The organism is uncultured Pedobacter sp., assembly GCF_913776295.1.
GTDB lineage: Bacteria > Bacteroidota > Bacteroidia > Sphingobacteriales > Sphingobacteriaceae > Pedobacter.
Map to the genome: position 1 here is coordinate 99,450 of NZ_CAJYOJ010000039.1, position 19,004 is coordinate 118,453.

The following is a 19,004-nucleotide window of genomic DNA, read 5'->3' on the forward strand; positions in this document are numbered from 1 at the left end:
AATGTATTTAAATGGATAACTTCAGTTCGATTATCAATGTGGCTTGGGGATTATTAGTTAAGTATTAGTGTTGTTTGCGTCGCCCTGAATTCATTTCAGGGTCTTAATAGAATGAAAGATGCTGACCACGAAGTAGCTACAAGGCAATTGAAAACACCTTATCTGGTCTTAGCGTCTCGCCAAGACCTTAATTCTGCCAAATACCATTAGCATCTCAATAACCATTTGTGCCACGGAAACGCAGAAGGCACGGAACACAAGCGAAACTGTAGGTTTCAACATCCTAAAAATGTTTTTTTTACTGGTAATCAAAATCAAGGTTTTACCCGATGTACCCAAGTGAATAGACCTGATGGGAATGGAAATCCCTTTTGGAAAGGATATTTGTTTTTCGATCCAAAACTTCCCAAAAGGATTGCAATGTACAGCAGGACTAAGCTAAACCTATACCCCGCAGGCTTTGCTCTCCAAAAACATTCAGCCAGATCCTGAAAACATTAAGCTCCTGCTTCATCCTTTTTTCTGATCCTGAGAATCACAAACATCACTAAAACCGACAGCAGGATCATGATGAAATAACTATAGCTTAGGTTACGCTCATCTTTAGCTGGGATCAGGTTAACTACTCCATAGCTTAAAAAAGAGACAATTACATAGGTAAACCCTCCTGTTAATCCGCCTGCTATCCCCGCATTTTTCGGGAATTTGCTAAGACAGAAGGTAAAATAATTATTAAAGGTAAAACCTGCTCCTACATGGATCAAAAAGGCAAAGAAAATTAACGACCAAAGGTTGGAAACAAAATTTAAGCTGACCATCATCACTGCTACAAAAACGACCTGTAACAGCGAGTTGATCATTAATCTTTTGAAGAAGGGCCTGTTAATGGTGGCCTTACCAATAAAGCCACCCACCATCCATGCAAAACCTAAAAACAATGAACTATAACCGGCAATAACAGGGGAATACTTCAAGTGGTGCTCGATAACAAATGGACCGGTCATATTGTAAACCATTACCATACAATAGGCCAGCCCCAACATGACAATGCCCAAGGTAAAACTTGTTGTTTTAATCATTTCTAAATAAATGCCTGTGATCTTTTTTAATTGAAAATCAGTAAAGTGTTTTAAAGTTTCACCGCTGAATAAAAACTCGAGCACCGCAAAAACAAGTGCGAAACCTGCCAAAAAATAGAAATTAGATTCCCAACCAAATACAGTTTGCAGATAACCACCAATAAAGGGTGCTACAATTGGCCCGGTAGACCAAATGATAGAAAACAAACTGAGGTAGTGTTTTAACTGGTTTCCTTCGAAGAGATCAACAAAGTATGCTCTTTTGGCTACTACAATTGCGCCTACGGTTAGTCCGTGGATAATGCGCATTAAATAAATTAGGTAAATATTATGTGTTGTAGCAATAACTATACTTGCCATTGCAAAAATTAACAACGCATACAGGCAGATCTTATACCTCCCAAAACTATCAAGCACGCTTCCGATAAAAAGTTGTGCAACGCCATAACTAATTAAAAAAATACTTAACGTAAGCTGAACCTGTATACTGCTTACCTGCATTTCGCCTGCCATTGTTGGTAAAGATGGGATATAAATATCAGTGGCAAAGCCCGAAATGGGAATCAGGGCAAAGGCCAGTAAAGTAGCCAAACCTTGGTGACGCTCTTTAATGTATCTTATGGGTGCTGTTTTTGAATGCATATGGGTACGCTAATCGCTAAAAATATTCGAATCAAACATCTACCTAAGTATCCTTAAGGTATCTGATTGACTATGGCAGCAAAATTAGAACTTTGGTTTATCTTAAAATTATGCGAATCAAATAAAGGATTATTTAAGCCAAATAATTGCAGATTTTTACTTTAATCTAATAAATTTCCATTTTTTACGCCCTTATTTAACTTTTGAAAACTGCGCAAATAGAAAATTATATCACCCTTTAAACGTTTTTAGCCAAACTTTTTATAAGTTTGAACAAACAAGCAAACATAAAGATGTTCGAAAAGCTATTCAGAAAGAAATCTATTTCCAAGATATTAAACGATGCGGCAAAAGGCTATGGCGATCACGAAAATACATTACATAAAACACTAGGAGTACGTGATTTAACCGCCTTTGGCATTGCAGCGATTATTGGAGCGGGCATTTTTAGTACGATTGGCAAGGCAAGTGCAGATGGCGGTCCGGCGGTAATTTTTTTATTTATTTTTACAGCGGTAGCCTGTAGTTTTGCGGCCTTTGCGTATGCAGAGTTTGCCTCAATGGTTCCTGTCTCAGGCAGTGCTTACACTTATTCTTATGTGGCCTTTGGCGAATTAGTGGCCTGGATTATCGGCTGGTCGCTTATTATGGAGTATTCTATTGGTAATATCACCGTAGCCATATCCTGGTCAGATTACTTTACCGGATTACTATCCACGATCAAAATACCTCCGCTCGGCATAGATGGCATCCATGTACCCGACTGGATGACTATGGATTATTTAAGTGCTTATAACGGACACAAACATGCCGAAGCGCTTTTAGCCGCTGGCAAAAACCTGGCAGACTTAGATTCGGCAACAGCCCTGGCCAATAACGCATGGCTTACTGCTCCAAAAATCGGTAGTTTTCACCTCGTTGCAGATATCCCTGCCCTGGGTATCATCATTTTAATTACCTGGTTAATTTACCGCGGCATGAAGGAGAGCCGCAACGCCAGTAATGCGATGGTAGTGGTTAAGCTTGCGGTAATTCTTTTGGTATTGGCGGTAGGTATATTTTATGTAGATACTAAAAATTGGAATCCATTTGCGCCTAATGGAGTTTCAGGTGTTTTAAAGGGCGTTTCGGCAGTATTTTTTGCCTATATCGGTTTCGATGCCATTTCTACAACGGCTGAAGAATGTAAAAATCCTCAACGCGATTTGCCCCGCGGAATGATGTGGGCCATAATTATCTGTACCCTTCTTTATGTGGCAATCGCACTGGTTTTGACGGGTATTGTCAAATCAGATACCTTAGCAGTGGGCGACCCGTTAGCGTTTGTTTTTGATCAGATTGATTTAAAATTAATGAGCGGCATTATTGCCGTAAGTGCGGTATTTGCCATGGCCAGTGTCCTTTTGGTATTTCAAATGGGCCAGCCGCGGATCTGGATGAGCATGAGCAGAGATGGATTGCTGCCAAAATCGTTCTCCAAAATCCATCCAAAGTATAAAACGCCCTCATTTGCCACCATAGTGGTAGGTTTTGTAGTGGCTGTACCGTCATTGTTTATGAACCTTACCATCGTTACCGATCTTTGTTCCATCGGAACACTTTTCGCTTTCGTACTGGTTTGCGCCGGTGTGTTGGTGCTACAGAACAGACCTGATGTTCAACGTGGAAAATTCAAAATACCGTATGTAAACAGTAAATTTATTGTTCCCGTTATTCTAATTGGCGCTTTAATTTTCGCTTTTACAAAATATGGAAAAGAGACTAAGGCATTCTTCATCAATTCACCTAAAACCGTCCAAACGGTATCCTTTGTTACCTCTTTAAATGGCGATGAACTGAAAATTGTTAAAGAAGAAATTGTTAAAAATGCAGCACCACAAATTGTATTGGCCGATAAAGTAGATGCAGAATCTTACTTAAGCGCTTTACCGGCCGATCGTTATGAACAGTTTATTTCGGCCTCCAAAGTTCCTTTGGAGAAGAAATATGAAAGCGGCTGGGGATTGTTTAAACACAAAATCCCGATGTGGATTTTCCTGATCATCTGCGTGGTGATTACTTACTATTGTATCACCAAAAACTTATCGTTGATTCCCGTTTTAGGCTTGATTAGCTGTTTATATATGATGTGTGAGCTTGGCATCTCAAATTGGATTGGCTTCGGCATCTGGCTGGTAGTTGGGCTGGTAGTTTATTTTGCCTATGGATATAAGCATAGTAAGTTGGCACAAGAACAGTAGTAAGCATTATGAAATATAACCCTTTAATACATCATCGAAGATCGATCAGGTTAAAGGGTTACGACTATTCAAAAGCAGGAGCCTATTTTATTACCATTTGCTGTGAAGATAGGATTAATAGATTTGGAAAAATTGTAGCTGATGAGATGATCTTAAACCAGTCTGGAACTATCGCTTATAAAGAATGGATTAAGTTAGCTGACAGATTTCCAAATTTTGAACTTGACGTATTTCAGATTATGCCTGATCATATGCACGGCATAATTGTTTTATCTGATCTTACTACCGTCGGGGCGACCCTTGCGGTCGCCCAAAAAGAAGATCCGGTAAACATGACGACCGCGAGGGTCGCCCCGACGATTCCTGATATCATCGGAGCATACAAATCGATTGTTTCAAATGCATGCCTGCAGTTGTTTAAATCACATAATAAAATAATGGGAAAGCTATGGCAGCGCAATTATTACGAGCATATTATCCGTAATGAAAGAGCGTACCAAAATATCTCAAATTATATTATCAATAATCCAAAAAAGTGGAATGAGGATAAGTTTCGTTGAAAACAAAATCCCCCTTCTTTGACAGAAAGAGGATTTTGTCTATTTCTTCTTGATCAAGGCCAGCGCAGTAATCATCACGAGTCCTAATCCAGATGCAATCATGTAACTATTGGCATGATTAAGGTGATATATTTTTGCTATGGGCCCGGCTAAAAACAAGCCGATTCCCAGCATCATAATCGCTTTCCTCATCAATTAAACAGGTAGCCTATGTAATTCAATATCATCTGGTGTAACAAAAATTAACGGAACTTTCTCTACATCAACATAACTGCTATCCAAACCGAAACTTCGCTCCTCAGATAAACTTAATTTTTTAAGGATAAAGTAGTAATCCATAATCTGTCTTTCGTAGAAACTCAGTTTGGTAAATTTCGATAAATGTTTTTCCAAAAGTACAAACCTGAAATCGCCCGCAATTTTATGTTTGTTTAACGAAGCATACTGACTGGTAATATCAATCTCTCCGTTTTTCACCAGCTCTTCAACCACTTTACGGTACAATAAATTTACCCGTTGCTCAATCCTGAATCCTAGCCTAAAGTCGATCCTGATTAATTTGCCAGGAATCAGGAATTCAACTTTATAATCCATCGTATATGGCTCATCCATCACGTCAACGTGCACTAACCAATACACGTCAGCACGTTTTGGCTCTTTTTGAATGATGGAATAAATAATTTTCGATTCGATTTCCGTTTTAAAATTGGCGCTCGTTAAATAAACTAACTGCGAGGAGTATTTCGGAACTGATTCATCACTGCTCAATTCGGTTAAAATCTGGTAGTAATCTTCAATTTCTACATATTTAACAAAACGGTTTTTGATTTTACGGGCCACAAACCAACTCCACATTACCGTAAATAACAGGGAGCCAATTAATACCGTTACCCAACCACCGTGTAAGAATTTGGTTAGATTACTAATCAAAAATGTACCTTCAATAATCACATAGGTAAAGAAAAATAAGGCTATTAAATATTTCGGGAAACGCCTGCTTCTTAAATAAAAACTCACCAGAATGGTCGTCATCAGCATGGCTATGGTGATAGATAAACCATATGCCGCATCCATTCTCTCCGCTTTTTGAAACCACAGCACAATACTACAGCAACCTATCCATAACATCCAGTTGATAGATGGTACATATAACTGGCCTTTGGAAACCGATGGATAAATAATCTTAATTTTTGGCCACAGGTTTAATCGTACTGCCTCAGCAATTAAGGTAAAGGAGCCACTAATTAAAGCCTGACTGGCAATTACCGCTGCCATTGTAGCCAGTATAACCATTGGGATCTGAAACTGGTCTTGCACGATCTGGAAAAATGGATTCATTTTTGCCCCGGGAACGTAATTCCCGCTATTTTGCAAAATCCAAACACCCTGACCTAAATAATTTAGAATAAGCGTGAGTTTCACAAAAATCCAACTGATTCTAATATTATTTCTGCCGCAGTGCCCCAAATCTGAATACAAAGCCTCGGCTCCTGTTGTACATAAAAAAACACCGCCAAGAATTAAAAATGCTAACTTATTGGTCACCAATAAATGAATGGCATAATAAGGATTGAAAGCCTTTAAAATGCTTAAATCCTTAACTATAAAAGACATTCCCAAAATACCTAAAACAGCGAACCAAACGAACATCACCGGGCCAAATAATTTCCCGACAAGGTTGGTTCCAAACTGCTGGATAATAAACAGAATGGTTAAAATGCTTATTACAATAGGAATAACTGGTACATCAAATTTGTTGGTAAGCCCCTCAATGGCTGATGTTACCGTAATACTGGGAGTTATAACGCCATCTGCAAGCAATGCACAGCCCCCTACAACCGCCGGTACCACTAACCACTTAGCCTTTTTGCGTACCAGTGAAAATAAAGAGAAAATACCACCCTCACCCTTGTTATCTGCCCTAAGGGTAATAATAACGTACTTAACGGTAGTTTGTAAGGTTAATGTCCAGATGATGCAGGATAAAACGCCCAAAACATTTATTTGATTGATATCCTGCTTCCCGCCTAAAATTGTAGTGAAAATTGCATTTAAGGTATAAAGGGGTGATGTACCAATGTCTCCAAATACAATTCCTAAACTAATTAGAACACCGCCGGCGGTTAATGCGTTGACATTTTTATGATTTGACACTTCGTTGATTATTTAGTGCGGCAAAAGTAAACTAACTATAACAATTTAACAACCAAATTATTGTGTATTTTTAACACTATGAAAAATTAAAATTTATTGTTAAATTGTGTTAAATTATGGGTTTTAAACAAAATGTTTAATTTCTTTGTTTTAAATTAATACATTTGCTATACCAATTTGATGAAACTCTACACTAAGATAACGTTGCTCACAAAACTTGCATGCACATGGTGCATTGTTTTGTTATGCAGCTTAAATTCTTGGTCGCAACAAACAGATAGCATTCATATCAGTTTAAAAAGCAGAACAAAAAAAACCAGCCGGATTCCTGAAATTAAAGCCAACATTACGCCTTACAAACCACTTTTTATGACTGTTGGTGGTTCAGGAATGTTCAATACTTCTTCCACAGTGCCTAAAAATGCAACGGTCGTACCAAAAGATAAACTCCTAAGCATCTTAAAAATATATCCTAACCCGGTAGAAGATCAGTTAAATATCATCTTATCTATCGGAAAAGATGGTACTCAGACAACCATTAAAATCATTGATTTATTGGGAAATGAGGTGGCAACGCTTTTAAATGAACGTTTAAATGCCGGTGAACATGCCAAAAACTTTGTCGTTCCAAACAGAATAAATCCAGGCATTTACTTCTTAAGGGTTATCGCCGGTTCAGAAAGCCAGGTAAAACGGATCTCAGTTTTATAACACCATTTTCTTTTCTATTTTTGATTGATGCGGGTTAAACCCCATTTATTTTCTCATATATTATAATTAAGAATGAAAATCATCGCCATTGGCAGAAATTATGCAGAACATGCAAAGGAATTGAACAACCCGGTTCCCACTAGTCCGGTAATTTTCCTGAAGCCGGATACAGCCGTATTAAAAGACAATAAACCTTTTTATCTTCCTGATTTTTCTGATGATGTACATTACGAACTTGAGGTGGTATTGAAAATCTGCAAGGAAGGAAAACACATTGCTGAAAAATTTGCGGCTAACTATTATGATGAACTGGGTTTGGGCATCGATTTTACCGCACGTGATATCCAGGCAAAACACAAAGAAAAAGGATTGCCATGGGAGCTGGCGAAAGCTTTTGACAACTCAGCACCAATCAGTATTTTTTTGCCTAAAAGCGATTACGAGGACCTTTACAATTTAAATTTTGAGTTAAAGATCAATGGCGAAAGCCGTCAGATTGGGCATACTAAAGATTTGTTATTCTCGTTCGAGAAGATCATCAGGTTTGTTTCTCAATACATTACATTAAAAAAAGGAGATTTAATTTTTACCGGCACGCCTCAGGGCGTTGGAAAAGTAAATAGAGGGGACAAGCTGGAAGCCTGGCTGGAGGGAAAACAACTTTTAAATTTTGATGTTAAGTAACGAATGATCAATAACCCAATCCAATACATTAAAATTTTCTTTACTATCTGCCTTTTAATTGTGTCGTCCTTTGTTCGGGCACAGCAGATTTTCAGTAACAATAAATATCCGATTACCGATTTCCGGCAGCCTTTAGATATTACCCCTCCGGCCCTGGCAGGTTCTTTTGGCGAAATCCGGGCCAATCACTTTCATTCAGGAGTTGATTTCAGGACCAACCAGCGCGAAGGGTATCCGGTTTATGCAGTTGCAGATGGCTATATTTCGAGGTTGAGGGTACAGAACAGTGGTTTTGGACAAGCACTTTATATTAACCATGCAAATGGTTTTACTACTGTTTACGGCCACTTACAGCGTTTCGCTCCCAAAATTGCAGCGATTGTTAAGAATCTTGAATATGAAAAAAAATCCTTTGAGCTAGATGAGTTTCCTGATGCCACATTAATCCCTGTATATAAAGGTGATATTATTGCCTGGTCTGGTAACCGGGGCAGCTCTGGCGGTCCACATTTACATTTCGAAATCAGGGATACTAAAACTGAAGAAACCATCAATCCGCAGTTCTTCGGGATCATCATTCCCGATAATATCCCTCCTGTCATCCATGGATTGTACGTATACCGTTTAAACGGCAAAAACTTTAATGAAAATACGCCAAAACAGGCTATTGCCATTAGCGGTGCAAACGGCAGTTATAAAACCACTGCCCCCATTAGTTTAACAGGCGAAGTTGGATTCGGCATCGTGGTAACCGACAGGCATAATGGACTATCAGGCACCAATGGTGTGTATTCTATTCAGTTGGAGCTGGACGGTAAGAGAATTTACACTTCTGCTCTTGAACGTTTTGCCTTCGAAAACAGTAAAGCAATTAATTCACATATCGACTATCCTACCTACTTAAATACAAAAAGAAGTATCCAGAAAAGTTTTGTTGAACCTGGAAACCCCTTAAAAATTTACAGTGGCTTGGTAAACAGTGGCAAAATTAATTTCAATGATGGCGCTTCACACCAGCTTCGCTACATCATTACCGATTCAAAAGGCAACTCTTCTGTTCTTCCTTTTACGGTAAATGCAGGTGTGGCAGCTGTTACTGCCCCTATTGTTCCTACCGGAATAATTTATCCTTACAACAAAGTGAATGAATTAAACACCGATGAGATTAAAGTGGTGCTCCCCATCGGAACGTTGTACAGTGATTTAAACTTTACTTATAAAAAGTTACCAAAGCCTGCAGGCAATGCCTGGTCGGCTGTGCATCAGATTCACAATAGATATACGCCGTTACATATCGGATTCGAGATCTCTGTCAAGGCTGATCAACTTCCCGAAAACCTCAGGAGTAAGGCCCTGATTGTAAATACCAACGGCTCCTCACAGGGTGGCTTTTTTGAAAACGGTTATATTAAAGCCACACCCAAAAATTTTGGAAGTTTTTATATAGCTACCGATACTATTGCACCTAGAATAGTACCTGTAAATATCTCGGCCGGGAAAAACATAGCAGGTTTATCTAAAATAATCTTCAAAATAAGCGATAATCTATCCGGAATAAAAAGTTTTAATGGCTACATTGATGGAAAATGGATATTAATGGAATTTGATGCCAAAACGGCAACCCTTTGGCATAGCTTTGATGAGCGAACTTCATCAGGCAAGCATTCGTTTGAACTGGTGGTTACAGATATGAAAGAAAATACAAGACGATACACGATAAATTTTTCCAAATAAGTGGTAAAAATGTTTTAAAATGTCATCTTTTAAATCCCATCGAACAGGATACTAATTTAAACTGTTTACATTGCAGCATTAATTAACAGATCCATTAACATAAATATTCAATCATTTTATATATGGCAGAATTAAAAGAAGGTGATCAGGCACCTGCAATTACCTCAAAAGATCAAAATGGAAACCAGGTTTCGTTAAGCGATTATAAAGGTAAAACCGTTGTACTTTATTTTTATCCTAAAGACGATACCCCGGGTTGCACCGCTGAAGCCTGCGATTTTAGAGATAACTATCAAGGTTTACAGGCCAAAGGCATTGTTGTTTTAGGCGTAAGCGTTGATGATGAAAAATCGCATCAAAAGTTTGTGGCCAAACATAACCTTCCATTTACCCTATTGGCAGATACCGATCAGAAAATCGTAAATGACTATGGAGTTTGGGCAGAAAAGAACATGTATGGCAAAAAATACATGGGTACCGTTCGCGCTACTTTCATAATAGATGGCGAAGGAAAAATTATCCACATCATCAAAAAGGTCGACACCAAAAATGCTACCCAACAAGTACTCAATTTAATCAATAACTAATTATGATATAGCAGGTAAAATATTACCTTTGTTATGTAACAACAACCTCTTATTTTAATGAAACATACAATTAAAGAGCTAGAAGATATTGCGTCTCAAATCAGAAGAGATATCGTAAGAATGGTTCACGGATGCCAATCTGGCCACCCTGGTGGCTCATTGGGTTGCGCCGATTTTTTTACCGCCCTGTATTTTGAAGTGTTAAATCACAATAAAGATTTTAGTATGGACGGTATTGGCGAAGATTTGTTTTTCCTCTCTAATGGTCACATTTCTCCGGTTTGGTACAGTACACTGGCTCATGCTGGTTATTTTGATAAAAGTGAACTGGCCACTTTCCGTAAACTGGATTCGAGATTGCAGGGTCACCCTACAACACACGAACATTTGCCGGGAATCCGCGTGGCTTCCGGCTCATTGGGCCAGGGTATGTCGGTAGCTATTGGTGCTGCTTTAACTAAAAGATTAAATGGCGATCACTCATACGTTTTCACCCTGCATGGTGACGGTGAGCTACAAGAAGGTCAAAACTGGGAAGCGGCCATGTTTGCCCCTTTTCATGAACTGGATCGCTTAATCTGCAGTGTCGATTACAATGGTCAACAGATTGATGGTCCTACCAAGAAAGTGCTTTCTTTAGACAGTTTGCAGGATAAATTTGAAGCTTTCGGATGGCATGTAATCAATACAGACGGTAATGATATGCAATCGATCGTTGAAGGTTTACACTATGCCAAAACCCTAACCGGCAAAGGTAAACCGATCTTAAATTTAATGAGTACGCAAATGGGCGCAGGTGTAGATTATATGATGGGTTCTCACAAATGGCATGGTACAGCGCCGAATGATGAGCAATTAGCGACTGCTTTAGCGCAATTGCCAGAAACTTTAGGGGATTACTAAATTAGATTGGAGACAACAGATATGAGATTGGAGACGAATTGTCGCCTGATCTCACATCTAAAATCTCATATCTCATATCTAAAACAAAATGAAAAAATATACATATACAGAAAAAAAAGATACACGTTCGGGTTTTGGAGCTGGCTTACATGAAGCTGGAAAGAAAAACGAAAATGTGGTTGCCTTGTGTGCAGATTTGGTTGGATCGCTTAAAATGGATGCTTTTATCAAAGATTTTCCTGAGCGTTTTACACAGGTTGGTATTGCAGAAGCAAATATGATCGGTATTGCAGCAGGGATGACCATTGGCGGTAAAATTCCTTTTACGGGTACTTTTGCCAACTTCTCTACTGGCCGTGTTTACGACCAGATTCGTCAATCAGTAGCTTATTCAAACAAAAACGTTAAGATCTGCGCATCTCACGCCGGATTGACTTTAGGGGAAGATGGAGCAACACACCAGATTCTCGAAGATATCGGTTTAATGAAAATGTTGCCGGGCATGGTGGTAATCAACCCTTGCGATTATAACCAGACCAAAGCAGCAACTATGGCTATTGCCGAGTACGAAGGCCCCGTTTATTTACGTTTCGGCCGTCCGGTAATCCCGGTATTTACAGATCCGGATCAAAAATTCGAGATTGGTAAAGCCTGGATGGTTAACGAAGGAACAGATGTGACCATTATTGCTACCGGCCATATGGTTTGGAAAGCGATCGAAGCTGGCGAGAAATTAGCTGAATTAGGTATTGATGCCGAAATTATCAATATCCATACCATCAAACCTTTGGATGAGGAAGCCATCCTAACATCCGTTAAGAAAACCGGATGTGTAGTTACTTGCGAAGAGCATAATAAATTTGGTGGATTGGGCGAAAGTGTGGCTCGTTTGTTAACCACCGAACTGCCAACTCCTCAAGAGTTTGTAGCTACTAACGATACTTTTGGCGAAAGCGGAACACCTGATCAACTGATGTCTAAATATGGTTTAGATGCCGTAAACATTGTTGAAGCAGCTCAAAAAGTAATTGGCAGAAAAAAATAGATTTGAGATATTAGATATGAGATTTGAGACATCAATCAAATCTCATATCTCCATTCTCACATCTCAAATCTATATACAATGAAACAAGTTGAAGATTCAGAAATTCTCGCCATGTTTGCCGTTGAGCAAACGCGAAATGAAGCCTTTAACCTGTTGCTCAAAAAGTACCAGCAAAAAATCTATTGGCATATTCGCAGACTGGTTTTAAACCATGATGACTGCGATGATCTTTTGCAGGAAGTGTTTGTTAAAGTGTGGAAAAATCTCGATAAATTCAGAAATGATTCCCAGCTTTACACCTGGATTTACCGCATTGCTACCAACGAATCGATCACTTTCTTAAATAAACAAAAGCAGCGAAACAATACCCCTTTGGATGAGGTATCATCCGAACTTGCCGATCATCTGGTAGCGTCATCCTATTTTAACGGCGATAAACTCCAGCTTAAACTGCAAAAAGCCATTCTCACCTTGCCTGAAAAACAACGGATTATCTTCAACATGAAATATTTTGATGATATGAAATACGAAGAAATTTCTGAAGTATTAGGAACCTCTGTTGGAGCACTCAAAGCATCATTTCACATCGCTGCAAAAAAAATTGAAGCTTTTATTAAAAATGATGAAGTAGACTATTAAACCTTTTCACATGAATTGTATCATATATCTGTGATGAACGAAAATATAGAAGACAACGATTGGATAAATGAGTCTCCGGCACTTGCGGCCATGGAGAAACATAATCCTTTCTCCGTTCCCGACGGATATTTCGAAAATGGTGGAGAGGGCATTTTTTCTGCTATATTCATAGATGAGTTAACGCAAAAAGCAAGTAGTAAACATTTTGAAGTTCCGCAGCATTATTTTGAAGATTTAACGGAACGCATACAAACCCGGATTGCCCTGTCTGAAATACCGGTTGCAGAAAAAGCTTTCACCGTACCAGACAATTATTTCAATACACTGCAAAATAGAATTACTGATAGAATTTCCACGTTAGAACCTGCAAAGAAAGCCAAAGTTATCCCTTTATGGAGAAGAAATATGGTTAAATATGTAAGCGCAGCCTGTTTCTTGTTAATGGCTTCATTTAGTATTTATTTTTACCAAAATGGCTCAACTTCTACCGGGCAGCAGTTGCCCGCCGCAGAAGCTGTGGCAAACGAGCAGTTATTATATGATATTGACGAAAGTACCATCATTGATCATTTAGAAACACAAAATACCACATCATCTAATATAAAAACAACTTCTGCGTCAGATACAGAAATGGAAAACTATATCTTGAGCAATTTCTCATCAGGAGACCTGGCTCAGGAACTAAACAATTAATACAGAAATGAAGAATTTACTTTTTGTTGCTTTAATATTTTTGTTGCCCACAACTTTACTGGCACAAAGACCAAGGGGAGAAGAAATAGAATCGCTTAAAATAGCTTTTTTCACTCAGAAACTTGATTTATCGCCGGAAGAAGCCAAGATTTTTTGGCCGATTTACAATAATATGCAGGCAGAATTAAACAGCTTGCATAAAGAACGCATGCAGAAAATGATCTCTTTCAGAAAAGTTGACGAAATTGATAACTTAACAGATGCACAGGTACAGAATTTGATTACCAGTGAGTTTGATTTTAAACAGAGAGAGCTTAATCTCAACAAAAAATACTACAGCAAGCTAAAATCATCATTGCCTATAAAAGTGGTAGGTAAATTCTACAGGGCTCAGGAAGGTTTTAAACGCGAATTGCTTAATAGATACCGAGGCGGACAAAAGCCATAAAAACAAAGACTTACAGTAATGTAGGTCTTTTTTGTTTTATAAATTATTTGATTGACATGGATACATTAAACATAATATATCTGCCTAAAATAGAAGATGAGTAATTAGAAGAATATACTTCATTAATATTTAAGTTGGTAAAAGCTTTAAGATTTGCAAGGTTTTTCCCTTGTATGCTATATTTAAAACATCCTTTATTAGGATTAAACTGTAATTCTGTATCAATTAGGTTAAAGTATTGATTATTCATATTATACCTATTGTAGGAAGATATGCTAAAAATTTTATTATTGATCTTATATCTATATTCGAATGTATATTTATAAGCTTCATTTTTAGCGATTTGTTTTCCTTCAGTTCTTGTTGAATTAATTTTCAGCTCGGTTCCTATTCCAAAGTTTATTGGCAAGTTAAACCCTGTAGTTATTTTTAATAATCCTGATTGATTAAAAGCCTGATATTCCATTACCCCTCCAATTGCTTTACCATAATAAGTTGAGAAAGATGGTGCATAGCTTGCAGAAAATGACATGGATAGAGCTGGTAAAAATTTCTTCGTAATAAAATTTGCAGTTATGGTTTTAACACCTTTAAATGGCTCTTTCTTTGTATAATTTAAAGTATTTAAGAAAAAATTAGTATAAAGAAATCCGTATTGACTATAACTCCCATTTATGGCCAAATTTAGGTTAAAATAATTGTTGGCGAAATCATTTAAATTATAACTTATGCCAAGGTTGTGAGTATTATAGTTATAAAAATTATTCAAACCACTATTTAAACTACGCAGGTCGGTAAGGATATAATTTTCATAATACTCAATGGGCTGAGGGTTAGAATTTTTATAATTATAATTTAAAGAAATATGCTGTATATCGGTCAACTTATAAGAAAAAGATAAACTTGGTTCCAAAATCAAATAGGTGCTGTCCTGATCCATGTTTTTTAAAAATTGAAAGGTAGATTTCAGCTGTACCAATACCTTAACCGGTTGATTATCGTAAACATATTTCCCAGTGATATAGCTTTGGTTTAACTTAAAGAGATTATCATTGATAAAATCATTACCAATTGATACTTGATTATATTGAGATCCGCTAAAGAGATTTGATTTAATTTTAAAATGGTTAATTTCATTGCCCACATTTAAATATAGAAAGCTGGTATTATATCTCTTTAATCCTTCAAAATCAATTTTTAATTTGAAATTGATATTATTTACCAATTGGTATAAATTTTGGTTTCCATTAAATATAGTTGCATTTTGATAAAGCGGTGAACTAGTTAGATAGCTTTGGTTCATATTATCAGCTAAAGCCCTTACTGAAATCAAATAAGCACTTCTTTGATTTATCTTGACAGTATACTTCAACTGGGCATTAAAATTTCGGTTTAAATCAGTTTGATTTTGAGAAACACTATCACCAGCTATATTATTATATATAGAAAAAGCGGAACTATTAAACCGATCCGGCACTTGCCTATAGGTAAATTTGGCCCAGAAACGAGCATTGCTTCTAACCAGGTAATCTGCGCTAAAATTACCTTTAATGGTTTTGTTTAAACTGGTTCTGCTATCGTTATCTTCCGTATAGATCGAATTCGGAGCGAAGTACATACTATGCAAAGATGTTTGTCCGTACAGTTTATTCCAAAAATACAATATTGCATAGCTGATCTTAAATTTTTCTGTTACCCTTGTAATAGCATTTATACTTGCTTGAATGGTGTTATTAAGGGTATATGAAGTTGCATCAAAAGGATTGTAGGTGCCAACTTCATGACGGATAATTCGGTTATTGCCTGTAAAAGCAACACTTTCATCTACAGGATCTAAAACATTGACATTTGACTCTGTACTTAAGTTATTGTGGTTACCAAAGGCAAAGGCCTTAGTTTTATTAATGAAGGAGATAAGGTTCGTAGACAGTAGCCTCCTATCGTTTGTACCTAAACCGCCGTCGATACTCCCTATTATCTTTTTAGCCTGCTTATTCTTTACTTTGAGGTTTAAAACAATATCATCGCTATTAATAATACCCTTAAGCAGATTATCTTCAACATAATGTTCCAGGGCCTGAACTTCTTCAACAAACTCGGGTTTTAAGTTCTTGGTAATAGCCTTATAACCCTCACCCGTTAAATCTTCTCCCTCTAATAACACCTTACTTATTTTTTTACCTTTAAAAAAGATGGTACCCTCTTTATTTACCTCCATTCCGGGCATTTTTCTTAAAACGCTTTCCAGGTTTCGATCCTCTGGGCTGGTAAAACGCTGGACATTATAGGTTGTAGTATCGCTATTTACCTGAATGGCATTAGGCGCTTTGATATAAATTTCATCAAGCTGTTTTTTATCTTCCTTTAAATTGAAATTATGCAGAAAAGTACCTCGTTTTAAAAGAACTTCTCGCCCTACAACTACTGTATCTCTTTTATAACCGATATAGGCCGCAATTAAAAGGAATTTATCGGATTCATCTATTTGGCCGCTAAGCTTATAATTCCCTTCTTCGTCAGAAAAACCATAAATTAAAACATCTTCGTTTCCAAAAGTTTTGAGTTGAATCGAAGCAGAGGGAAGTTTATCAGTTCCAGAGATTACTGAACCGGTTAATCGTACAGATTGTGCTAAAGAGAGATGGTATGTAAAAACAACAAACAAAAAGATGAAATATTTGCACATTAAAATTTCTCTTGTTTTTCGGGCATATGTAAGTCTATCGTCCCAGTAATGCCTTCGGGTGTTGTTTGTTCAACTCTAGAGAGTTTAATGTAATCTTCAATTTTTTTCTTATATAATGTACTAAATTCCTTATAAGTAATAGCTTTATCTCTTTCATAGGATACAGGAACGCCAATTGTATTATTGTCAAATCTCGCCTTCAAATCAACGCCTGCTAATTCGTACACAAAATCAGACGCTGTGTCTTTAATCATAACGATCAGCCCGGGCAAACCACAAAATTTCCATGGTCCATTTTGAATAGGAACATCTTCTGTATACCAGGCTTCATATAATCTTCCTCTAAATGCGGTCTCTGCTTTTCTACAATTAAAATTTCCTATTTTCTTCTTTTCCTTTAAAATCCTCCATCTAAAATTATTCAAAGTATCCATTAGTATTACTTTTTTTGTGCCGATATAATCAGATAATAATAATTTTTTTCTAGAGAAATCTTTGAACACAAAGGTTGGTTTTCCTGATTTAAATACCCTAACTTGATTTAAATCATCGCCTTGATTGTTACCACTTTGATTTTTTTGTTTAATCCTTAGTTCTACGGAATTTAACTTATCAAAATAGATAATTAAATTCTGTTGCATCTCTCTGCCAAGATTTTTCTCATTAACGGTCAGTTTATAACTAATGGTACCTCTTTGCGCTTTTGCACAAAATGAATGAAAAACAAAAATTAAAAGCAAAAAATTTAATAAATATTTTTTAATCACAATATATCATTTAAGATTTGACAAACAATTTAGTTCGTTTACATCACAATTAATAACATCCTAGTTAACGATAAACCGTCTTATTGAATCGAAATGTAAACGAACTACTTACTTTTGACTAAGTTTCACCAGTAAAAATGAGCTACCGTTAAGTAACTTTGAAGTAAAATACCTCGCAGTACTGATGCATATTCAGATGTATTGGCTAACACCCAAATAACACTTACTATTTTCAGTTACGTCGGAAAAACTGAACTATCACCGGTAGCCATATGGTAAAATGACCTGGCAAGCCCTAATGCATGTTCACATGTATCCGCTGATACGTTAGCTGGCCCCCAGATAACTGCCCCATCTTCGTCTACAACGGTATAATGTACAGTACATTGCCTTAGGTTTGAAAAATTCATTTTAGCAAATGTTGCCAAACTCGTCAAACAAATCATTCCAATAAATAATAGTTTTTTCATTTTTTTAAGATTAAAGGTTAATTTATTTTAATTATCCCTCAAACCTCAATTATAAAAATCTAAAATAAAATTTTCTGCATCAATTGCTATTTAACCAACATGAACAGCCAACTAAGCAACATGAATGACCTTTTTGATCTTTTAGTAATATTATAGATTTGGATAACTGTAACATAACTATTACTTTAGTCTCAATCATTTTTAAATTAAAAATAATTAACCTCTCAATTACTCATGAAATATGTATACCTGCCTCGCTATTGATGATGAATTTTCTGCCCTGGAGGTTATAACTGAATACATTGCTTTACAACCAGAGCTTAAATTACTTAAGTCTTATGGTAGTGCTTCAACTGCACTAAAAGAAATTGAAAATCTTAAAAAGCCTGTTGACGTGATCTTTCTCGATATTGAAATGCCAACCATGAACGGTCTCGAACTTGCAAGATTAATTAAACACAAAACCAATAAGTTGGTATTTACTACTGCCCATGCTAATTATGCCATTCACTCCTATGAAATGGAGGCAGATGCTTTTCTCTTGAAACCAATTTCACAGGCAAAATTTGATCAAGTTATTCGGAAATTGCTTCAAAATCCGCCAAACGTTCAAACGGAAAAAGCTACCGATTATGTTATTTTTAAAAGTGATGAACAAAGAAACAGATTTATTAAAATCAAATTAGATAAAATTTATGCGATAGAGGCCCAAGAAAGATTAACTAAAATATACCTTGAGAATGAGATAATTTTTTCGAAGTCAAGCTTTTCTGAGGCATTAGCACTTCTGACCACAAATAAAGGTTTTTCCCAGATACATCGATCATTTATTATTGCAGAAAGTCAAATTAAAACATTAGAAAGGTCACATGTCATTTTAAATAATAACATCAGGATTTCTATCGGCAGAAAACATTTGGCGTTTTATCATAAGATGATGAATAACATCGATTAGCGTACTT

The 19,004-nt window shown here is 36.8% G+C and carries 17 protein-coding genes; 12 read left to right on the top strand and 5 right to left on the bottom strand.

Annotation, left to right across the window (positions count from 1 at the left end):
- Window positions 1-497: 497 nt before the first annotated feature.
- Complete coding sequence (locus tag QZ738_RS07185; RefSeq protein WP_293786052.1) at window positions 498-1,721, bottom strand: MFS transporter; 1,224 nt, start codon at window positions 1,719-1,721, stop codon at window positions 498-500.
- A gap of 269 nt (window positions 1,722-1,990) precedes the next feature.
- Between QZ738_RS07185 and QZ738_RS07190 the strand changes: the two genes are divergently transcribed.
- Entirely contained in the window at window positions 1,991-3,961 is a 1,971-nt protein-coding gene (locus tag QZ738_RS07190) for an amino acid permease (RefSeq protein WP_367268567.1), read from the top strand.
- Between the two features lie 8 nt (window positions 3,962-3,969).
- Window positions 3,970-4,521 carry a transposase gene (locus QZ738_RS07195; protein WP_293786054.1) on the top strand — a complete coding sequence of 184 codons (552 nt, stop codon included), beginning with the start codon at window positions 3,970-3,972 and terminating at the stop codon, window positions 4,519-4,521.
- 195 nt (window positions 4,522-4,716) lie between these two features.
- Here QZ738_RS07195 and QZ738_RS07200 read toward each other — a convergent pair whose 3' ends face one another.
- The gene (locus QZ738_RS07200; RefSeq protein ID WP_293786056.1) at window positions 4,717-6,675 is read right to left on the bottom strand and encodes a KUP/HAK/KT family potassium transporter; all 1,959 of its coding nucleotides are present in this window, start codon (window positions 6,673-6,675) and stop codon (window positions 4,717-4,719) included.
- Between the two features lie 180 nt (window positions 6,676-6,855).
- Between QZ738_RS07200 and QZ738_RS07205 the strand changes: the two genes are divergently transcribed.
- From QZ738_RS07205 to QZ738_RS07245, 9 genes are all read left to right on the top strand, one after another.
- Entirely contained in the window at window positions 6,856-7,386 is a 531-nt protein-coding gene (locus QZ738_RS07205) for a T9SS type A sorting domain-containing protein (protein ID WP_293786058.1), read from the top strand.
- A gap of 72 nt (window positions 7,387-7,458) precedes the next feature.
- Window positions 7,459-8,070, top strand: a complete 612-nt coding sequence (locus QZ738_RS07210) for a fumarylacetoacetate hydrolase family protein (RefSeq protein ID WP_293786060.1) — start codon at window positions 7,459-7,461, stop codon at window positions 8,068-8,070.
- Window positions 8,071-8,073: 3 nt separating this feature from the next.
- The gene (locus tag QZ738_RS07215) at window positions 8,074-9,804 is read left to right on the top strand and encodes a M23 family metallopeptidase (protein ID WP_293786062.1); all 1,731 of its coding nucleotides are present in this window, start codon (window positions 8,074-8,076) and stop codon (window positions 9,802-9,804) included.
- A 122-nt stretch (window positions 9,805-9,926) separates the two neighbouring features.
- Window positions 9,927-10,391, top strand: a complete 465-nt coding sequence (gene bcp / locus QZ738_RS07220) for a thioredoxin-dependent thiol peroxidase (RefSeq protein ID WP_293786064.1) — start codon at window positions 9,927-9,929, stop codon at window positions 10,389-10,391.
- 57 nt (window positions 10,392-10,448) lie between these two features.
- Window positions 10,449-11,294, top strand: coding sequence for a transketolase (locus QZ738_RS07225; protein WP_293786066.1), 846 nt, complete (start codon window positions 10,449-10,451; stop codon window positions 11,292-11,294).
- An 88-nt stretch (window positions 11,295-11,382) separates the two neighbouring features.
- Entirely contained in the window at window positions 11,383-12,339 is a 957-nt protein-coding gene (locus QZ738_RS07230; protein WP_293786068.1) for a transketolase family protein, read from the top strand.
- Window positions 12,340-12,417: 78 nt separating this feature from the next.
- Entirely contained in the window at window positions 12,418-12,978 is a 561-nt protein-coding gene (locus QZ738_RS07235; protein WP_293786070.1) for a sigma-70 family RNA polymerase sigma factor, read from the top strand.
- A 33-nt stretch (window positions 12,979-13,011) separates the two neighbouring features.
- Window positions 13,012-13,671 carry a hypothetical protein gene (locus tag QZ738_RS07240; protein WP_293786072.1) on the top strand — a complete coding sequence of 220 codons (660 nt, stop codon included), beginning with the start codon at window positions 13,012-13,014 and terminating at the stop codon, window positions 13,669-13,671.
- A gap of 7 nt (window positions 13,672-13,678) precedes the next feature.
- Entirely contained in the window at window positions 13,679-14,119 is a 441-nt protein-coding gene (locus QZ738_RS07245) for a hypothetical protein (RefSeq protein ID WP_293786074.1), read from the top strand.
- 43 nt (window positions 14,120-14,162) lie between these two features.
- Here the strand turns inward: QZ738_RS07245 and QZ738_RS07250 are convergent, their stop codons facing one another.
- The 3 genes from QZ738_RS07250 to QZ738_RS07260 form a co-directional block, all read right to left on the bottom strand.
- On the bottom strand, window positions 14,163-16,805 hold the full coding sequence (locus QZ738_RS07250; RefSeq protein WP_293786076.1) for a hypothetical protein: 2,643 nt from the start codon (window positions 16,803-16,805) through the stop codon (window positions 14,163-14,165).
- Complete coding sequence (locus QZ738_RS07255; RefSeq protein ID WP_293786079.1) at window positions 16,805-17,572, bottom strand: GLPGLI family protein; 768 nt, start codon at window positions 17,570-17,572, stop codon at window positions 16,805-16,807. The genes QZ738_RS07250 and QZ738_RS07255 overlap by 1 nt, the downstream gene beginning before the upstream one ends.
- Window positions 17,573-17,808: 236 nt before the next feature.
- Window positions 17,809-18,042: a hypothetical protein gene (locus QZ738_RS07260; RefSeq protein WP_293786080.1), complete on the bottom strand. Its 234-nt coding sequence runs from the start codon at window positions 18,040-18,042 to the stop codon at window positions 17,809-17,811.
- Between the two features lie 241 nt (window positions 18,043-18,283).
- Here QZ738_RS07260 and QZ738_RS07265 point away from each other — a divergent pair, with 241 nt between their 5' ends.
- Entirely contained in the window at window positions 18,284-18,997 is a 714-nt protein-coding gene (locus QZ738_RS07265) for a LytTR family DNA-binding domain-containing protein (protein ID WP_293786081.1), read from the top strand.
- The last annotated feature ends 7 nt before the right edge of the window (window positions 18,998-19,004 follow it).

Bases quoted from the DNA above. Each gene is read 5' to 3' on its own strand.
- QZ738_RS07185 (WP_293786052.1), bottom strand. From the start codon at position 1,721: ATGCATTCAAAAACAGCACCCATAAGATACATTAAAGAGCGTCACCAA.
- bcp (WP_293786064.1), top strand. From the start codon at position 9,927: ATGGCAGAATTAAAAGAAGGTGATCAGGCACCTGCAATTACCTCAAAA.
- QZ738_RS07230 (WP_293786068.1), top strand. From the start codon at position 11,383: ATGAAAAAATATACATATACAGAAAAAAAAGATACACGTTCGGGTTTT.
- QZ738_RS07210 (WP_293786060.1), top strand. From the start codon at position 7,459: ATGAAAATCATCGCCATTGGCAGAAATTATGCAGAACATGCAAAGGAA.
- QZ738_RS07245 (WP_293786074.1), top strand. From the start codon at position 13,679: ATGAAGAATTTACTTTTTGTTGCTTTAATATTTTTGTTGCCCACAACT.
- QZ738_RS07235 (WP_293786070.1), top strand. From the start codon at position 12,418: ATGAAACAAGTTGAAGATTCAGAAATTCTCGCCATGTTTGCCGTTGAG.
- QZ738_RS07205 (WP_293786058.1), top strand. From the start codon at position 6,856: ATGAAACTCTACACTAAGATAACGTTGCTCACAAAACTTGCATGCACA.
- QZ738_RS07195 (WP_293786054.1), top strand. From the start codon at position 3,970: ATGAAATATAACCCTTTAATACATCATCGAAGATCGATCAGGTTAAAG.
- QZ738_RS07225 (WP_293786066.1), top strand. From the start codon at position 10,449: ATGAAACATACAATTAAAGAGCTAGAAGATATTGCGTCTCAAATCAGA.
- QZ738_RS07250 (WP_293786076.1), bottom strand. From the start codon at position 16,805: ATGTGCAAATATTTCATCTTTTTGTTTGTTGTTTTTACATACCATCTC.
- QZ738_RS07265 (WP_293786081.1), top strand. From the start codon at position 18,284: ATGTATACCTGCCTCGCTATTGATGATGAATTTTCTGCCCTGGAGGTT.
- QZ738_RS07215 (WP_293786062.1), top strand. From the start codon at position 8,074: ATGATCAATAACCCAATCCAATACATTAAAATTTTCTTTACTATCTGC.
- QZ738_RS07240 (WP_293786072.1), top strand. From the start codon at position 13,012: ATGAACGAAAATATAGAAGACAACGATTGGATAAATGAGTCTCCGGCA.
- QZ738_RS07260 (WP_293786080.1), bottom strand. From the start codon at position 18,042: ATGAAAAAACTATTATTTATTGGAATGATTTGTTTGACGAGTTTGGCA.